At 39.5% G+C, this 17878-nt stretch carries 19 protein-coding genes and 1 other annotated feature; all 19 genes read right to left on the bottom strand.

From position 1 onward, the window contains the following. Positions 1-36 precede the first annotated feature (36 nt). The 19 genes from rpsG to cysE all read right to left on the bottom strand — a co-directional run bounded on the left by rpsG (position 37) and on the right by cysE (position 17797). On the bottom strand, positions 37-507 hold the full coding sequence (gene rpsG, locus C564_RS0125775; protein ID WP_003194344.1) for a 30S ribosomal protein S7: 471 nt from the start codon (positions 505-507) through the stop codon (positions 37-39). Positions 508-536: 29 nt separating this feature from the next. Continuing rightward, on the bottom strand, positions 537-959 hold the full coding sequence (gene rpsL / locus C564_RS0125780) for a 30S ribosomal protein S12 (protein WP_001142341.1): 423 nt from the start codon (positions 957-959) through the stop codon (positions 537-539). Between the two features lie 115 nt (positions 960-1074). After that, the gene (locus C564_RS0125785) at positions 1075-1323 is read right to left on the bottom strand and encodes a 50S ribosomal protein L7ae-like protein (protein ID WP_016116949.1); all 249 of its coding nucleotides are present in this window, start codon (positions 1321-1323) and stop codon (positions 1075-1077) included. 113 nt (positions 1324-1436) lie between these two features. Continuing rightward, positions 1437-5048 carry a DNA-directed RNA polymerase subunit beta' gene (gene rpoC, locus C564_RS0125790; protein ID WP_003194339.1) on the bottom strand — a complete coding sequence of 1204 codons (3612 nt, stop codon included), beginning with the start codon at positions 5046-5048 and terminating at the stop codon, positions 1437-1439. A 37-nt stretch (positions 5049-5085) separates the two neighbouring features. Beyond that, positions 5086-8616, bottom strand: a complete 3531-nt coding sequence (gene rpoB / locus C564_RS0125795) for a DNA-directed RNA polymerase subunit beta (RefSeq protein ID WP_018767348.1) — start codon at positions 8614-8616, stop codon at positions 5086-5088. A 290-nt stretch (positions 8617-8906) separates the two neighbouring features. After that, entirely contained in the window at positions 8907-9506 is a 600-nt protein-coding gene (locus C564_RS0125800; RefSeq protein ID WP_018767349.1) for a class I SAM-dependent methyltransferase, read from the bottom strand. Between the two features lie 75 nt (positions 9507-9581). Beyond that, complete coding sequence (gene rplL, locus C564_RS0125805) at positions 9582-9941, bottom strand: 50S ribosomal protein L7/L12 (protein WP_006093113.1); 360 nt, start codon at positions 9939-9941, stop codon at positions 9582-9584. Between the two features lie 67 nt (positions 9942-10008). Then, complete coding sequence (rplJ, locus tag C564_RS0125810; protein WP_006093114.1) at positions 10009-10509, bottom strand: 50S ribosomal protein L10; 501 nt, start codon at positions 10507-10509, stop codon at positions 10009-10011. 40 nt (positions 10510-10549) lie between these two features. Further along, positions 10550-10692 (bottom strand) — a sequence feature (ribosomal protein L10 leader region). Positions 10693-10741: 49 nt separating this feature from the next. Beyond that, complete coding sequence (rplA, locus tag C564_RS0125815; RefSeq protein WP_003205496.1) at positions 10742-11434, bottom strand: 50S ribosomal protein L1; 693 nt, start codon at positions 11432-11434, stop codon at positions 10742-10744. A 181-nt stretch (positions 11435-11615) separates the two neighbouring features. After that, the gene (gene rplK / locus C564_RS0125820; protein WP_001085872.1) at positions 11616-12041 is read right to left on the bottom strand and encodes a 50S ribosomal protein L11; all 426 of its coding nucleotides are present in this window, start codon (positions 12039-12041) and stop codon (positions 11616-11618) included. A gap of 166 nt (positions 12042-12207) precedes the next feature. Next, positions 12208-12741 (bottom strand): transcription termination/antitermination protein NusG, encoded by a 534-nt coding sequence (gene nusG, locus C564_RS0125825; protein WP_000415795.1) that lies wholly within the window; start codon positions 12739-12741, stop codon positions 12208-12210. 131 nt (positions 12742-12872) lie between these two features. Beyond that, a complete protein-coding gene (secE, locus tag C564_RS0125830) occupies positions 12873-13052 on the bottom strand; it encodes a preprotein translocase subunit SecE (protein ID WP_003194325.1) in 180 nt (59 codons plus the stop codon). A gap of 32 nt (positions 13053-13084) precedes the next feature. Beyond that, complete coding sequence (rpmG, locus tag C564_RS35440) at positions 13085-13231, bottom strand: 50S ribosomal protein L33 (protein WP_002055487.1); 147 nt, start codon at positions 13229-13231, stop codon at positions 13085-13087. Positions 13232-13361: 130 nt separating this feature from the next. Next, complete coding sequence (locus C564_RS0125835; RefSeq protein WP_003194323.1) at positions 13362-14021, bottom strand: RNA polymerase sporulation sigma factor SigH; 660 nt, start codon at positions 14019-14021, stop codon at positions 13362-13364. Positions 14022-14088: 67 nt separating this feature from the next. Further along, positions 14089-14601: an NYN domain-containing protein gene (locus C564_RS0125840; protein WP_018767350.1), complete on the bottom strand. Its 513-nt coding sequence runs from the start codon at positions 14599-14601 to the stop codon at positions 14089-14091. 2 nt (positions 14602-14603) lie between these two features. Next, positions 14604-15347, bottom strand: a complete 744-nt coding sequence (gene rlmB / locus C564_RS0125845; RefSeq protein ID WP_003194319.1) for a 23S rRNA (guanosine(2251)-2'-O)-methyltransferase RlmB — start codon at positions 15345-15347, stop codon at positions 14604-14606. After that, a complete protein-coding gene (locus C564_RS0125850; RefSeq protein ID WP_003205491.1) occupies positions 15344-15751 on the bottom strand; it encodes a Mini-ribonuclease 3 in 408 nt (135 codons plus the stop codon). Before C564_RS0125850 ends, rlmB begins: the two co-directional genes overlap by 4 nt. Positions 15752-15753: 2 nt before the next feature. Next, the gene (cysS, locus tag C564_RS0125855; RefSeq protein WP_018767351.1) at positions 15754-17151 is read right to left on the bottom strand and encodes a cysteine--tRNA ligase; all 1398 of its coding nucleotides are present in this window, start codon (positions 17149-17151) and stop codon (positions 15754-15756) included. Next, positions 17132-17797: a serine O-acetyltransferase gene (gene cysE / locus C564_RS0125860; RefSeq protein WP_003194315.1), complete on the bottom strand. Its 666-nt coding sequence runs from the start codon at positions 17795-17797 to the stop codon at positions 17132-17134. The genes cysS and cysE overlap by 20 nt, the downstream gene beginning before the upstream one ends. Between the last annotated feature and the right edge of the window lie 81 nt (positions 17798-17878).

Below are 17878 nucleotides of genomic sequence, written 5' to 3' on the forward strand. Positions count from 1 at the left end.
AAGCGGTTTATGCATACATTTATTTTACGTTGAATCCTACCAACGGTAATGAGCAAATGCTTTGTTAGCTTCTGCCATTTTATGAGTGTCTTCACGTTTCTTAACAGATGCACCAGCGTTGTTAGCTGCATCTAAGATTTCGTAAGCTAGACGCTCTTCCATAGTTTTTTCACCACGAAGACGAGCATAGTTTACTAACCAGCGAAGACCTAAAGTTGTACGGCGTTCTGGACGAACCTCAACTGGAACTTGGTAGTTAGCACCACCAACACGACGAGCACGTACTTCAAGAACAGGCATGATGTTCTTAAGAGCTTGCTCGAATACTTCCATAGGCTCTTTACCAGCACGTTCACGAACGATATCGAACGCGTTATAAAGAATTGTTTGAGATTTACCTTTTTTACCGTCAACCATCATTTTGTTGATTAGGCGTGTTACAAGTTTAGAATTGTACATTGGATCTGGTAACACGTCACGTTTCGCAACAGGTCCTTTACGAGGCATATTGAGTTCCTCCTTTCATTTTAAGTTTATTATTTTTTAGCAGGTTTTGGTCGCTTAGTACCATATTTAGAACGTCCTTGCATACGTTTGTCAACACCAGCTGTATCAAGCGCACCACGAACGATGTGGTAACGTACCCCTGGTAAATCCTTTACACGACCACCGCGAATTAATACTACGCTATGCTCTTGTAGGTTATGACCGATACCTGGGATGTAAGCTGTAACCTCGATACCATTTGTTAAACGTACACGAGCGTATTTACGTAACGCTGAGTTCGGTTTCTTTGGAGTCATTGTACCAACACGAGTACACACACCACGTTTTTGAGGTGCAGAGATATCAGTTGATTTTTTCTTTAAAGAGTTGAAACCTTTGTTTAACGCAGGTGATTTAGATTTCCATACTTTATCAGTACGACCATTTCTCACTAATTGGTTAATAGTAGGCATTTGATTTATCCTCCCTTCGCATGTTTGTATGACCACATATCCAGGTGGTTCATTATTAGTTGAAAACAAAGTTTTTGCAAGGAAGAGCAAATGCTCTCTCCTCACAAAAACAGTTTTAACTTATTATTCCTATTGCTGAAGCTCCCACTTGAATCCCCGAAACTTTTCCAAGTTTACGAATTGATTCAACTTTGGTTATGGGTACGTTATATTGCAATGCAGTACGAGTAATAACATGGGTTAACCGCATGTCAGCATCTTCTGCAATGACAACTTCTTTAACTGTACCATTTTTGATTGCTTCCAATGTTCGTTTATGACCAACGACTACATTTTCAGCAGTTGACACTTTTTGATAAGACATATACATATCCTCCAAAGCATCGTTCAGGAGCAACCTTGCTTATAGTAACATTTTGACTCATATAATGTCAACTAGGATTATCTGTTTTTATACAAAATTTACGACGGAAAATTTTACTGTTCCACATAAACTTCATCGTTTTCTACATTCATGTCATCTTGTGTTGTTTTCACAAGATCCACTTTGCGATAACGATTCATACCTGTTCCAGCAGGAACAAGTTTACCGATAATAACATTCTCTTTCAATCCTAGAAGTTCATCACGTTTTCCTTTAATTGCTGCATCTGTTAGAACGCGAGTTGTTTCTTGGAACGATGCTGCAGATAAGAATGAATCTGTTTCTAGTGAAGCTTTTGTAATACCAAGAAGAACCGGTCTAGCCGTTGCTGGTTGTTTACCTAATAGTAGCACCTTCGCATTCGCATCAGTGAACTGATGGATGTCTAGTAACGTTCCTGGTAATACATCTGTTTCACCAGCATCGCTTACGCGAACTTTACGAAGCATTTGGCGAACCATTACTTCTACGTGCTTATCACCAATTTCTACCCCTTGCATACGGTATACTTTTTGAACTTCACGTAGTAAGTATTCTTGAACTGCTGTAATATCAGTTACTTTTAATAATTCTTTCGGATCAATAGAACCTTCTGTTAACTCTTTTCCGTGACTGATAGGCTGTCCTGGAGTTACTTTCAGACGAGCACCGTAAGGAATAGCATACGTACGAGCTTCAACTTCACCCTGTACAACTACTTCTTGACGATCTTTAACATCGTTGATCGCTGCGATAACACCGTCGATTTCACTGATAACTGCCTGACCTTTCGGATTACGAGCTTCGAAGATCTCTTGGATACGAGGTAAACCTTGTGTGATATCATCCCCGGCAACCCCACCTGTATGGAACGTACGCATCGTTAACTGTGTACCTGGCTCACCGATAGATTGAGCTGCGATAATACCTACCGCCTCTCCCACTTCTACGTCTGTACCAGTTGCTAAGTTACGACCGTAACACTTCTTACATACACCATGGCGAGTATTACATGTAAACGCTGAACGAATGTTTACAGTTTCAACACCCGAATTTTCAACGATATGAGCGATATCTTCAGTAATTAATTGGTTTTCACCAACTAATACTTCACCTGTTTCAGGATGTTTTACAGTTTTTCTTGCAAAACGTCCAACAAGACGGTCATATAATGACTCAATAACTTCATTACCCTCTTTAATCGCACCAATTAGTAAACCACGATCTGTTCCACAATCATCTTCACGGACAATTACATCTTGTGCAACGTCTACAAGACGACGTGTTAAGTAACCAGAATCGGCAGTTTTAAGTGCTGTATCGGCAAGACCTTTACGCGCACCATGCGTAGAGATGAAGTACTCAAGTACTGTTAAACCTTCACGGAAACTTGATTTGATTGGAAGTTCAATGATACGACCAGATGGGTTTGCCATCAAACCACGCATACCAGCAAGCTGAGTAAAGTTCGATGCGTTACCACGGGCACCAGAATCACTCATCATGAAGATTGGATTGCGCTTATTCAAGGATTTCATCAGTTTTCCTTGGATAACATCTTTCGCATTACTCCAAATAGAGATAACACGATCGTAACGTTCTTCTTCCGTGATTAAACCGCGACGGAATTGTTTAATTACATTATCCACTTTTGCTTGTGCTTCGTGGAGAATTTCATCTTTTTCACCTAATACAAGAATATCCGCTACCCCAACTGTAATACCAGCTTTTGTAGAATATTTAAATCCTAAGTTTTTCATGCGATCAAGCATACGAGATGTTTCCGTAATTTGGAAACGTTTAAATACTTCCGCAATGATATTTCCAAGGATTTTCTTGCTAAATGGCGCCACTTCTTCACGACTAGCGATAATCTCTTTAATGTTCGCACCTTTTTCAACGAAATACTTCGCTGGTGTTTCTTTTTCAAGGTTTGAATTTGTCGGTTCGTTAATATAAGGGAACGACTTCGGTAAGATTTCGTTAAACATTAATTTACCAACTGTTGTTAATAGAAGTTTGCTCTTTTGCTCTTCAGTAAATGTTTCGTTGTTTACTGAACTTGCAGCAACTGCAACACGTGTGTGCAGATGTACATATCCATTTTGATATGCAAGCAATGCTTCATTTGCATCTTTGAACACCATACCTTCACCAATTGCACCCTCGCGCTCAAGTGTTAAGTAGTAGTTACCTAATACCATATCCTGAGATGGAGTAACAACTGGTTTTCCATCTTTCGGGTTCAAGATGTTTTGTGCCGCTAACATAAGAAGACGAGCTTCCGCTTGAGCTTCTGATGATAACGGAACGTGAACCGCCATTTGGTCACCATCAAAGTCCGCGTTGTATGCAGTACATACAAGTGGATGAAGACGGATTGCGCGTCCTTCTACTAATGTAGGTTCGAACGCCTGGATACCAAGACGGTGAAGCGTTGGAGCACGGTTTAGAAGTACAGGGTGTTCTTTAATCACAGATTCTAAAACATCCCAAACTTCAGGTTGTACACGCTCGATTTTACGCTTCGCACTCTTAATGTTGTGTGCTAATCCTTTTTCCACTAAATCTTTCATAACGAAAGGTTTGAACAGTTCAAGCGCCATCTCTTTCGGTAATCCACATTGATACATCTTTAAGTTCGGTCCTACAACGATTACAGAACGGCCAGAGTAGTCAACACGTTTACCTAATAAGTTTTGACGGAAACGTCCTTGTTTACCTTTAAGCATGTGAGATAGTGATTTTAATGGGCGGTTACCTGGTCCAGTAACTGGACGGCCACGACGACCATTATCGATTAATGCGTCTACAGCTTCTTGTAACATACGTTTTTCGTTTTGAACGATGATGCTTGGTGCACCTAAGTCCAATAGACGTTTTAAACGATTATTACGGTTAATTACACGACGATATAAATCATTTAAGTCAGAAGTTGCAAAACGTCCACCATCTAACTGTACCATTGGGCGTAGTTCTGGCGGGATAACTGGAAGAACATCTAAGATCATCCAAGATGGCTCATTTCCAGAGTTACGGAATGCTTCTAATACTTCTAGACGTTTAATAGCACGAGTACGGCGTTGTCCTTGTGCTGTTTTTAATTCTTCTTTTAAGAAGTCTACTTCTTTATCTAAATCGATGTCTTGTAATAGCTTCTTAATTGCTTCTGCGCCCATAGCAGCTTGGAATGTGCTGCCATATCGATCACGATATGCACGGTATTCTTTTTCAGAAAGTAATTGCTTCTTATCAAGTGGTGTATCTCCACTTTCTGTTACAACATAAGAAGCGAAATAAATTACTTCTTCAAGCGCGCGAGGGGACATGTCTAAGACAAGTCCCATGCGGCTCGGGATACCTTTGAAATACCAAATATGAGATACAGGAGCAGCTAATTCGATATGGCCCATACGTTCACGACGAACTTTTGCACGCGTTACTTCAACGCCACATCGATCACAAACTACACCTTTATAACGTACACGTTTATATTTTCCGCAATGACATTCCCAGTCCTTTTGTGGTCCGAAAATACGCTCACAGAACAAGCCATCTTTTTCAGGCTTTAACGTACGATAGTTAATCGTTTCTGGTTTCTTAACTTCACCGTATGACCAAGAACGAATCTTGTCAGGTGAAGCAAGTCCAATCTTCATATATTCAAAGTTATTTACATCTATCAAGGGGCCTACCTCCCTTTTAGTCTACAGGTTATCCCAATTATTCCTTAGTTGTCTCAACTTCGATATTCAATTTGTCTGCTGATTGATGATCATCATCTTCCGTATCACGCATCTCAATTTCTGTATCGTCACTAGACATCATTTTAACGTCCATACCTAAACTTTGCAGTTCTTTAATCAATACTTTGAATGATTCTGGAACGCCTGGTTCTGGAACATTTTCACCTTTAACAATTGCTTCGTACGTCTTAACACGTCCAACAACATCATCAGACTTCACTGTTAAGATTTCTTGAAGAGTATAAGCAGCACCGTAAGCCTCAAGTGCCCAAACCTCCATCTCACCGAAACGCTGTCCACCGAACTGAGCTTTACCTCCAAGAGGTTGCTGCGTTACAAGTGAGTATGGTCCAGTAGAACGAGCATGAAGTTTATCGTCAACCATGTGCGCAAGTTTGATCATGTACATGACACCAACAGATACGCGATTGTCGAATGGTTCACCAGTACGTCCATCATAAAGGATTGTTTTCGCATCATTTGCCATACCAGCTTCTTCGATTGTACCCCATACGTCTTCCTCACGAGCACCATCGAATACTGGCGTTGCAATATGGATGCCAAGGTATCTTGCTGCCATACCAAGATGAAGCTCTAATACCTGACCGATATTCATACGAGATGGTACCCCTAATGGGTTCAACATGATATCGATTGGCGTGCCATCTGGTAAGTAAGGCATATCTTCTTCTGGTAAAATACGAGAGATAACACCTTTGTTACCATGACGACCGGCCATCTTGTCACCTTCAGAAATTTTACGTTTTTGAACGATATATGCACGTACAAGTTGGTTCACACCTGGTGGCAATTCATCGCCATCTTCACGGTTGAATACTTTTACGTCTAAGATAATACCGCCACCACCATGTGGTACACGTAGTGATGTATCACGTACTTCACGCGCTTTTTCACCGAAGATTGCATGTAATAGACGTTCTTCTGCTGTTAATTCTGTTACACCTTTTGGCGTTACTTTACCAACAAGTAGATCTCCATCTTTTACTTCAGCACCGACGCGAATAATACCGCGCTCGTCAAGATTACGAAGTGCATCTTCCCCAACATTCGGGATATCACGTGTAATTTCTTCTGGTCCAAGCTTCGTATCACGAGCTTCTGACTCATATTCTTCAATATGGATAGAAGTGTACACATCATCTTTTACAAGGCGCTCACTCATGATGATTGCATCCTCGTAGTTATAACCATCCCATGTCATAAAGCCAACAAGCACGTTACGTCCAAGTGCTAGTTCACCTTTTTCCATAGAAGGACCATCCGCAAGGATTTCACCTTTTACAACTTGATCTCCAACACTTACAATTGGACGTTGATTGTAACAAGTTCCTTGGTTAGAACGAATGAATTTCAACATTTTGTAGCGATCTAAATCGCCTTTTACTTTTTGACCGTCAACTTCTACATAGCGACGTACCCAAACTTCACGTGCTTCTACGCGCTCAACAGTACCAGGATGTTTACAGATTACTGCAGCTCCTGAGTCTTTTGCTGATACGTACTCCATACCTGTACCTACAATCGGAGATTCCGGATTCATTAACGGAACCGCCTGACGTTGCATGTTCGCACCCATAAGTGCACGGTTGGAGTCATCGTTTTCTAAGAACGGAATACAAGCTGTCGCTGCGGACACTACTTGTTTTGGAGATACATCCATGTAATCGATACGTTCTTTATTTGTGACAATGTTTTCACCACGGAAACGAGCTACGATATCTTCATCAAGGAATTCTCCTTCTTCAGATAATTTCATGTTCGCTTGGGCTACAACATAGTTATCTTCTTCATCTGCTGTTAAGTAATCAACATGGCCCGTTACACGTCCAGTTTCTGGATCAACACGACGGTATGGTGTTTCAATGAAACCAAACTCATTTACTTTCGCGAATGAAGATAATGAGTTGATCAAACCGATGTTTGGTCCCTCTGGCGTTTCGATTGGACACATACGACCATAGTGAGAGTAGTGAACGTCACGTACTTCAAAGCCTGCACGCTCACGCGTTAAACCACCAGGTCCTAATGCAGATAGTCTTCGTTTGTGTGTTAACTCTGCTAATGGGTTTGTTTGGTCCATGAACTGAGATAACTGAGAACTTCCGAAGAACTCTTTAATAGATGCAATAACCGGACGAATGTTAATTAACGCTTGCGGTGTAATTGCATTTGTATCTTGGATCGACATTCTCTCACGAACAACACGTTCCATACGAGAAAGACCGATACGGAATTGGTTTTGTAATAACTCCCCTACAGAACGAAGACGACGGTTTCCTAAATGGTCAATATCATCTGTATCCCCTACTTTGTATAGTAAGTTAAAGAAGTAGCTAATAGAAGCAAGGATATCACCTGGTGTGATGTGTTTTACGTCACGAGTGATATTTGCATTCCCAATTACATTGATAGAACGTTCACCGTCTGACTCTGGAGCATAAATCTTAATCGATTGCAGCTCAACATCGCCTTCTACCACTCCACCCATTGGTTTCGCTGTCTTGAATCCAATGTTTTTCTCTAAGTAAGGTAAAATGCGATCTAGTGTACGACGGTCTAAGATTGTTCCTTCTGCTGCTAAAATTTCTCCAGTTTCTGGATCTACTAATGTTTCAGCTAAGCGTTGGTTAAACAATCTGTTTTTAATGTGTAACTTTTTGTTGATCTTGTAACGACCTACATTTGCTAAATCGTAGCGCTTCGGATCAAAGAAGCGAGAAACAAGCAAGCTTTTCGCATTTTCTACTGTTGGTGGTTCACCTGGGCGTAGACGCTCATAAATTTCAAGCAATGCTTTTTCTGTGCTATCTGTGTTGTCTTTTTCTAGCGTATTGCTTAAGTATTCGTTATCACCTAAAAGCTCGGTGATTTCTTGATCAGAGCCAAACCCTAATGCGCGTAACAAAACAGTTACAGGAAGTTTACGCGTACGGTCGATACGCACATATACAACATCCTTAGCATCTGTTTCATACTCTAACCAAGCTCCGCGGTTTGGAATTACAGTAGCAGTAAAACCACGTTTTCCGTTTTTATCCACTTTGCCACTATAGTATACGCTTGGAGAGCGAACTAACTGGGAAACGATAACACGTTCTGCACCGTTAATTACGAATGTTCCTGTCTCTGTCATGAGTGGGAAATCTCCCATGAACACATCCTGTTCTTTTACTTCACCAGTTTCCTTATTGATTAGACGAACTTTCACACGAAGTGGTGCTGCATACGTCACATCACGCTCTTTACATTCTTCTACAGAGTATTTAGGTTCACCTAAGCTGTAGTCGATAAATTCAAGCGATAGATTTCCCGTAAAGTCTTCAATCGGAGAAATGTCTTGGAACATTTCTCGCAAACCCTCATCAAGAAACCACTGATAAGAAGAGGTTTGAATTTCGATAAGATTTGGTAACTCTAATACTTCACTAATACGGGCATAACTTCTTCGTTGGCGGTGGCGTCCGTATTGAACTAGTTGACCTGTCAACTGCTTCACCCCTCAAATCATGAGTATTATAAATGCACAAAAAAATTGTGCAAAATCACAAATAAATATAGCTAACGCCAGTAGCGCAGCTTTTTTCTCTCAAAGATAGATACGTTGAGTCTTTCTACCTGCTCAAAAAAGAAAAATGGCTTCTATAAGAAAACCATCATTCTGTTTCATCATCTGCTGATTTTACTATCTTTTCCAAGAGAAGCAAAAATATACATCGTTCTCAACGCAGAAAATCATATATTGGCATTGTATAATGTTAACATAGCCAAAAATAACCGTCAACGTTTTTTTGATTTTATGATATAATATCCTTTTTTCTTTTCTACAACTTCAACTTCAGAAAATGTTTCCTCTAGTTTTTTAAGCGCAGATGGTGCACCTTGTTTCTTTTGAATAACAATCCAAAGCTCTCCACCCGACACTAGATGAATGGCAGCTTTTTCTAAAATCTCATGCACGATATGCTTACCAGCACGAATTGGAGGATTAGATAGAATAGCAGCATACTTGCCATCTACATTTTCATAGACACTACTTTGAAAAATACGAACGTTTTCAACTTTGTTATTAGCAGCATTTTCTTTTGCAAGTCCAAGTGCCCTTTCGTTCACATCCACCATGTGAACACTACGCTCTTGAAACTCTTTCGCTAACGACAAACCGATTGGACCGTATCCACATCCCACGTCTAATACGTCACCTTTAATATCCGGCATTTGAAACGCTTCAATTAAAAGACGAGAACCAAAGTCCACCTCGTTTTTCGAAAACACCCCATGATCAGATAAAAAAGCAAATTGAGATCCTCGCAATGTATATTCCCATCGTTTACGATCACTTTTGCTCGAAGGGTCATTAGAAAAATAATGGTCTGCCATATGGCCACCTCTTTTCTTTACAGTTAAAAAAAAAGCCCGCATAAGAGCGAGCTTTTTTTAAGCTTCAAAAGTTAATTACTTAACTTCTACAGCAGCGCCAACTTCTTCAAGTTTAGCTTTCATTTCTTCAGCTTCTTCTTTAGAAGCGCCTTCTTTGATTGCTTTTGGTGTGTTGTCAACTAATTCTTTAGCTTCTTTTAAGCCAAGACCAGTGATTTCACGAACAACTTTGATAACTTTGATTTTTTGCGCGCCAGCACTTTCAAGTACTACGTCAAATTCAGTTTTCTCAGCAGCAGCTTCACCAGCGCCACCAACAACAGCTACAGGAGCAGCAGCAGTTACGCCGAATTCTTCCTCGATAGCTTTTACTAAGTCGTTAAGTTCTAATACAGTCATAGATTTAACTGCTTCAATGATTTGTTCTTTAGTCATTGTAAATATCCTCCCTTAGATAGGTTTGTATTGTTTTATCGATAACACGTAATTATCTTTTAAAAAATTAAGCGCCTTGCTCTTCCTTTTGATCTGCAACTGCTTTAGTAGCAAGTGCAAGGTTACGGATTGGAGCTTGAAGAACGCTAAGAAGCATAGAAAGTAAGCCTTCACGAGATGGAAGAGTAGCGATAGCTTTAACCTCATCAAGTGTTACAAGTTTACCTTCGATTACGCCCGCTTTAATTTCTAAAGCTTCATGATCTTTAGCGAAGTCGTTTAATACTTTCGCAGGAGCAACTACATCCTCGTTACTGAACGCGATTGCGTTTGGTCCTGTTAAGAATTCGTTTAACTCAGCCATTTCAACAGATTCTGCAGCACGACGAGTTAAAGAGTTTTTGTAAACTTTGAACTCAACGCCAGCTTCACGTAAGTTTTTACGTAATTCTGTTGCTTCAGCAACTGTTAAACCACGGTAGTCAACAACGATTGTAGATTTACTTTCGCGAAGTTTTTCAGCGATTTCAGTTACAACTTGTTGTTTAGTTTCGATTGCTTTGCTCATGTTATTACACCTCCTGTAGATTATATAGAAGATGTACCGACAGTGCACTAAAAAACCCCCATGCCCAATTGTAGACATGGAGGCATATAGTCACAGAAAAAATTCCGTTTCGTATATTAACACCTAGGTGGGAAATTAAGCCAAGTTGGCACCCACTGTCTACGGTACACTATTTAAATTCACAACATAAATGATTATATTAAAACTTCTTTATGAAGTCAACTTCCAATTTTTACGCGATTGTAGAAACGTCTACACGTACGCCAGGTCCCATTGTAGAAGCAACAGTTGCGTTCTTCATGTAAGTACCTTTTGCAGCAGCTGGTTTAGCTTTTAACAGCGTGTCAGCAATTGTTTTGAAGTTTTCTACTAGTTTAGCATCTTCGAAAGATACTTTACCGATTGGAACATGGATGTTACCAGCTTTATCAACGCGGTATTCAACTTTACCAGCTTTGATTTCGTTAACAGCTTTTGTTACATCGAAAGTAACTGTTCCAGTTTTAGGGTTCGGCATTAAACCTTTAGGTCCTAATACACGACCAAGTTTACCAACTTCACCCATCATGTCAGGAGTTGCTACTACTACATCGAAATCGAACCAACCTTGTTGGATTTTGCCGATGTAATCAGTATCACCTACGAAGTCAGCGCCAGCAGCTTCAGCTTCTTTTGCTTTTTCGCCTTTAGCGAATACTAATACACGTTGAACTTTACCAGTACCGTGTGGAAGAACAACTGCACCACGAATTTGTTGGTCAGCTTTCTTAGGGTCAACACCTAAACGAAATGCAGCTTCTACAGTTGCATCAAATTTAGCTGTGTTTGTTTTCTTTACTAATTCTACTGCTTCTGTTGCAGAGTAAGCAGTTGCACGATCAACAAGCTTCGCAGCTTCTACGTACTTTTTACCTCTTTTAGCCATGTTTATTTCCTCCTTGAATGTGGTTTTAGCGGAATAACCTCCCACGTTTACGCCTTCATTCCGGGAACCCCCGAGGATGTGCGCCCATCCATTTATTTAAAAACGATACTCATTTACGATAATAAAGGTTGCGAATTGGAATTCCAGACCCGCAACCTTTTTTACAAAAAAACAAATCGAATTAGTCTTCGATTACGATGCCCATACTGCGTGCAGTACCTTCAACCATACGCATTGCAGCTTCTACACTAGCAGCGTTTAGGTCAGGCATTTTAGTTTCAGCGATTTCGCGAACTTTATCACGCTTAACAGTTGCCACTTTATTACGGTTTGGTTCACCAGAACCAGACTCGATACCAGCTACTTTCTTAAGAAGAACAGCAGCAGGAGGAGTTTTAGTAATGAAAGTGAATGAACGGTCTTCGAATACCGTAATTTCAACAGGAATGATAAGACCAGCTTGATCTGCTGTACGAGCGTTGAACTCTTTACAGAAGCCCATGATATTAACACCCGCTTGTCCTAATGCTGGACCAACTGGTGGAGCTGGGTTAGCTTTACCTGCAGGAATTTGAAGTTTTACCATTTTAATTACCTTTTTAGCCACGAGACACACCTCCTTAAGTCCGTGATGTGGTCAATTGGGCAGTGATTTGCCCTCCCACTTTTATTTTATCTGTACGATAAAATCTTTTCAAAAAACGTCTCCGTTACCGAAGACGTACTGACTTAAAAGATATTATCACTTTTTACAATTCATTTCAAGTTTCATTTTATAATTTTTCAATTTGATGGAAATCCAGCTCGACCGGTGTTTCACGACCAAACATGTCTACAAGCACTCTTACTTTTTGTTTTTCCATATCAATCTCTTCGATTGCGCCTGTATAGTTCGCGAATGGCCCTTCATTTACACGCACTGTTTCATGAAGTTCAAAGTCAAAATCAACCACTTCATTGTCCATTCCCATATGCTTCATAATGGTAACAACTTCCTCTTCTAATAAAGGAGATGGCTTTGAACCTGACCCAGAAGATCCAACAAAACCTGTTACGCCTGGTGTATTACGAACAACATACCAAGAATCATCAGTCATAATTAGTTCAACTAATACATAACCTGGGAATACTTTTCTTTTTGTTAACTTTTCTTTTCCGTTTTTCATTTCTACTTCTACTTCTTCCGGAACAACAACACGGAAAATTTTATCTTGCATTCCCATTGATTCTACACGTTTCTCTAGGTTTGCTTTTACTTTATTTTCATATCCAGAATAAGTATGGACAACATACCAACTTTTTTCCATTCATTTAGGACGAGCGTCCTTCCCTCCCTGACGTACATTTTTTTGTGCAAATGAAAAAACCCGTTCATCGGGCTTTTACACAGTTCGTATAAATAACATTATATCATGGATAAGTGCTTCTTATTCAAGAACTAACCAAGAATTAACCGAATTAAAGAAGAAATACCCATGTCAACTACTGCAAAGAAAACTGCAAAAAACACAACTGTCGCAATAACAGTAGCTGTTGAACGGAGTAATTCATCTTTCTTAGGCCAACTTACTTTTTTCATTTCGCGACCTACATCGCCGAAAAAGTTCGTCAAACGCATTTACGGGACCTCCAGTGTATTGTTTCGATTATTTATTTTGTTTCCTTATGAACTGTATGCATATTGCATGTTTTACAAAACTTCTTTATCTCAAGTCGCTCTACTGAGCTCGTATCTTTCATTGTGGAGTAGTTTCGATTCTTACACTCTTCACATGAGAGTACAACTTTTTTCCTCATTTGTTACACCAACCTTGTAACATTATGTCCCTAAAAATGTATCATACAATAAAAGACAATGTCAATGACATGCCGCTTACTACCTTACAAAAAGAAAACAGGAGAATCACTTTACCTCCTGCGACATATACTATGAGTTTAAAGTTGTATTTTCTCTCATTTCCATATATCGTTCAAGTTTTCTTTTCACACGCTGCAGGGCGTTATCAATAGACTTTACGTGTCTATTTAGCTGTTCTGAGATTTCTTGATAAGAGCGACCATCTAAGTATAAAGAAAGGACTTTCCTTTCTAAATCGCTTAATAATTCAGATATTTTTAGTTCTATGTCGGTATATTCTTCCTGGCTAATAATCATCTCTTCAGGATCAGTTACCTTTGCTTCTGAAATAACATCTAATAGCGTACGATCAGATTCCTCATCGTAAATCGGTTTGTCTAAAGAAACATATGAATTTAAAGGAATATGTTTTTGTCTCGTTGCTGTCTTAATAGCAGTAATAATTTGACGAGTAATACATAATTCAGCAAACGCTTTAAAAGAAGAGAGCTTGTCCTCTTTATAATCACGAATAGCTTTAAACAATCCAATCATACCTTCTTGAACAATATCTTCCCGATCGGCACCTACTAAAAAATACGATCTTGATTTTGCGCGAACAAAGTTCTTGTACTTGTGAATTAAATATTCAAGAGCATCAATATTACCTTTTCGAACTAACTCAACTATTGCCTCATCCTCTAAATCGCGAAACGTAACGTTGTTGGTACTTACGAAGCCTGTTTCCACTCTGATCCCTCCGACCGCTATTTATTTAGAAATATTATACAGTAAGCGCTTGAAGAGCGTCAATGGTTCAACGCTCTCCTCGCCTTAATTTTTCTAACTTTTCTGTAATATCCTTGCTAAATATCGTTCGCATAGCTGGTTGTTTATCTTTTACCTCTCGCGTTTGATGGCGCACTTGTCGTTCCACCGCCTGTACTTCTATCTCTAGTTCACGGGCTGATTTCCTAAGTGCTCCTTGCGCAAAAATAACCCACTGTTCTGTATAATCGGAAGTTGCAACATAAATTTGTGTATTAATGTTACGAAGCTCAATCGCGAGCTGTTCAATTTTTTCATCAGCAGTTTGATTTCTCCTTGTGAAAATAACTTCAACACGCGATTGCTTCATCTTCTTCTCAATACCTTGAACTGTATAAGCATCAAATACAATCATTACTCTTGTTCCTGTATAGCCCTGATAATCCGCCATCTTATCAATTAGCGCGTCCCTTGATGCCTGTAAGTCTACATCCCTCAATTTTTTCAAGTCTCTCCAAGCCCCAATAACGTTATAACCGTCAACGATTAAAATATCGTCCATTTTTACTCACCAATTTGGTGACGTTTGCGATATACCTCGTACATTAGCAGACTAGCAGCTACTGAAGCATTTAAGGATGTAACTTTACCAACCATCGGTAAATGAATAAGGAAATCACACTTTTCACCAATAATACGGCTCATACCTTTCCCTTCACTACCAATTACTAACCCAATCGGCATATTGCCATCTAAGTTGCGATAATCTGTTTTCCCTTTTGCATCTGTGCCCGCAATCCAAAGACCACGTTCCTTTAACTCATCAATTGTTCGTGATAAATTTGTCACACGAGCAACTGGAATGTATTCAATTGCCCCTGTTGAAGCCTTTGCAACCGATGCCGTTAACCCAACTGCTCGGCGCTTTGGAATAATAATCCCATGCGCTCCCGTTGCATCTGCTGTACGCATAATAGATCCTAGGTTATGTGGGTCTTCAATTTCATCAAGAATTAAGAAGAACGGATCTTCGTTACGCTTAGCAGCTACCTCAAATAAATCTTCTAATTCCGCATACTGATATGCCGCAACTTGCGCAATCACCCCTTGATGATTTCCTTCAACAAGCTGATCTAATTTTTTCTTTGGTGCATGCTGTAAAATAATTTTATTCTCTTTCGCTAACGCTAATACAATTTGCACTTGTCCCTTGGCAGCACCTTCTGCAATCCAAATCTTATTAATATCTCGCCCTGATCGTAACGCTTCAATTACAGGGTTACGGCCGATAATGTATTCACTACTCATGTTGATGCGCCTCCTTCTTTTACCTCTAATACATCAATTGCTTTATATACAAGCTCTTCTAATCGTTCACGATTGTTCAATAAATAATGATAGCCGAGCAATGCCTCGAAGGCCGTACTATGGCGATACGTTTGTACATCCGTATTTTTTGGAACAGTACCAGAATTCGCATTACGTCCTCTTCTTAGTACCGCTTCTTCTTCCTCTGTTAGAAATGCTGTCTCTAAAAAATGATAAACAACTTTCGCCTGCGCCTTTGCTGAAACAAAGCTTGTCCCTAAACGATGTAGTTGATTGGGACGAACTGTTCCTTTTTGAAGGAGGTGATAGCGGATATATTGTTCATATACCGCATCACCCATATAGGCTAACGCTAAGCTGTTCAATTGCTTTGCATCAATCATGCTTATCCTCTTTTCCATCTTGTACCTTGTGCTGTATCTTCTAAAATAATATTGCGCTCTTTTAAATCATCGCGAATTTGATCTGATAATGCGAAATCACGATTTTTACGAGCTTCAATACGTTTTTGAATTAACACTTCAATCTCTTCATCAAGTAATTCTTCTTTTGTTAATTCTAATCCTAAGATGCCAAATAATGTTTCAAACTGTTTTACATACGCCTCAAGCACAGCTTTTGATGTATGTTCTTCTAGTAAATATTGATTTGCATGGTTTGCTAAGTTATATAATTCTGTTACTGCGTTTGCTGTATTAAAATCATCATCCATCGCTGCTTCAAATGCAACTTGGAATTTCTTCATTTCAGCTAACCACTTCTCGTTATGATCCGTTAAATCCGTACTGCTTTCCATGCGATGTTTTAAATTACCGTATGCCGTTTTAATACGCTCTAACCCATTATTCGTATTCTGTAATAATTCTTCACTAAAGTTAATTGGATGACGATAGTGAACCGATAGCATAAAGAAGCGAATTAATTGCGGATTATATTGCTTAATAATATCGTGAACTAAAATGAAGTTCCCTAATGATTTAGACATTTTTTCATTGTTAATATTAATATATCCATTATGCATCCAGTAACGTGCAAATGTTTTTCCAGTCAAAGCTTCTGATTGTGCAATCTCATTTTCATGATGTGGGAACGCTAAATCTTGACCACCAGCGTGAATATCGATTGTATCTCCTAAATATTTCCGTGCCATTGCAGAGCATTCAATATGCCATCCCGGACGACCTTTCCCCCAAGGGCTCTCCCAGAAGATCTCTCCTTCTTTCGCAGCTTTCCATAATGCAAAGTCAAGTGGATCTTGTTTCTTTTCTCCAACTTCAATACGTGCACCATGACGTAAATCTGCAATTGGTTGATGAGACAATTTGCCGTAGCCTTCAAATTCTTTCGTTTTGTAATAAACATCTCCTTCTGATTCATATGCATATCCTTTTTTCACAAGTTCCTCAATAAACTCAATAATGATATCCATATTTTCTGTTACACGAGGGTGAACTGTAGCGTGCTTGCAACCTAATGCAGTTACATCTTCAAAATACGCTTCAACAAAGCGATCTGCAATTGTTGGAACGTCCTCTCCTAGCTCATTTGCTGCTTTAATTAATTTATCATCTACATCCGTAAAATTAGAAACATATTGTACATCATACCCTTTATATTCTAAGTAGCGACGCACTGTATCAAATACCATAGGCGGTCTTGCATTTCCAATATGAATATAGTTGTATACTGTCGGCCCGCATACATACATCTTCACTTTATTTTCTTCTAAAGGAACAAACTCCTCTTTCTGACGCGTTAACGTATTATAAATGTGAATAGTCATTTTCATCCTTCCTTTCCACTTTTACTTCAAGTTGCTTTTTTAATTTCTCAAGCTCAGCTTCCATCACTTTCAATTTATCGAAAATTGGATCCGGAAGATCCGAATGGTTTAATTCCTGACCTACCTTTACTCCATTCTGAATTACGACACGACCAGGTATACCTACAACTGTCGAATGCGCAGGAACTTCTTTCAACACAACGGACCCTGCACCAATTTTGGAATTCTCTCCAACCGTAATGGATCCGAGTACTTTCGCACCAGTTGCAATAAGTACATTATCTTGAATTGTTGGATGCCTTTTTCCTTTTTCTTTCCCTGTACCACCTAATGTAACTCCTTGATAAATGGTTACATTGTCTCCAATTTCACATGTCTCCCCAATAACAACTCCCATACCATGGTCAATAAAAAAGCGGCGACCAATTGTGGCTCCTGGATGAATCTCGATACCAGTAAAAAAACGACTAACTTGTGAAATCCAACGCGCAATAAAGAAAAAATTTCGTTTATAAAAGGCGTGTGCAATTCGGTGTGCCCAAACTGCATGTAATCCGGAGTAAGTTAAAATGACTTCGAAATAACTTCGCGCCGCTGGATCCTGTTCAAAAACGACTTCAATATCTTCTCGAAGCCTCTTAAACATCGATGTCCCCTCCCCTTTATGGACTACTATTCCGAGTGAACTGATTCCCCCGCTATTGGTGGACAGTATTACCTCCACCTC

Origin of the sequence: Bacillus sp. 105MF, from assembly GCF_000374885.1 — a bacterium.
GTDB classification, from domain to species: Bacteria; Bacillota; Bacilli; order Bacillales; family Bacillaceae_G; genus Bacillus_A; species Bacillus_A pseudomycoides.

Excerpts from the sequence above, each read along its gene's own strand:
- C564_RS0125785 (WP_016116949.1), bottom strand. The coding sequence starts at position 1,323 with ATGTCTTATCAAAAAGTGTCAACTGCTGAAAATGTAGTCGTTGGTCAT.
- rpsL (WP_001142341.1), bottom strand. The coding sequence starts at position 959 with ATGCCTACTATTAACCAATTAGTGAGAAATGGTCGTACTGATAAAGTA.
- cysE (WP_003194315.1), bottom strand. The coding sequence starts at position 17,797 with ATGTTTAAGAGGCTTCGAGAAGATATTGAAGTCGTTTTTGAACAGGAT.
- rplL (WP_006093113.1), bottom strand. The coding sequence starts at position 9,941 with ATGACTAAAGAACAAATCATTGAAGCAGTTAAATCTATGACTGTATTA.
- rplA (WP_003205496.1), bottom strand. The coding sequence starts at position 11,434 with ATGGCTAAAAGAGGTAAAAAGTACGTAGAAGCTGCGAAGCTTGTTGAT.
- C564_RS0125840 (WP_018767350.1), bottom strand. The coding sequence starts at position 14,601 with ATGGACGATATTTTAATCGTTGACGGTTATAACGTTATTGGGGCTTGG.
- rpsG (WP_003194344.1), bottom strand. The coding sequence starts at position 507 with ATGCCTCGTAAAGGACCTGTTGCGAAACGTGACGTGTTACCAGATCCA.
- rplJ (WP_006093114.1), bottom strand. The coding sequence starts at position 10,509 with ATGAGCAAAGCAATCGAAACTAAACAACAAGTTGTAACTGAAATCGCT.
- C564_RS0125800 (WP_018767349.1), bottom strand. The coding sequence starts at position 9,506 with ATGGCAGACCATTATTTTTCTAATGACCCTTCGAGCAAAAGTGATCGT.
- nusG (WP_000415795.1), bottom strand. The coding sequence starts at position 12,741 with ATGGAAAAAAGTTGGTATGTTGTCCATACTTATTCTGGATATGAAAAT.
- rpmG (WP_002055487.1), bottom strand. The coding sequence starts at position 13,231 with ATGAGGAAAAAAGTTGTACTCTCATGTGAAGAGTGTAAGAATCGAAAC.
- cysS (WP_018767351.1), bottom strand. The coding sequence starts at position 17,151 with ATGACTATTCACATTTATAATACGTTAACGCGTCAGAAAGAGGAGTTT.
- secE (WP_003194325.1), bottom strand. The coding sequence starts at position 13,052 with ATGCGTTTGACGAACTTTTTCGGCGATGTAGGTCGCGAAATGAAAAAA.
- C564_RS0125850 (WP_003205491.1), bottom strand. The coding sequence starts at position 15,751 with ATGATTGATGCAAAGCAATTGAACAGCTTAGCGTTAGCCTATATGGGT.
- rlmB (WP_003194319.1), bottom strand. The coding sequence starts at position 15,347 with ATGAGTAGTGAATACATTATCGGCCGTAACCCTGTAATTGAAGCGTTA.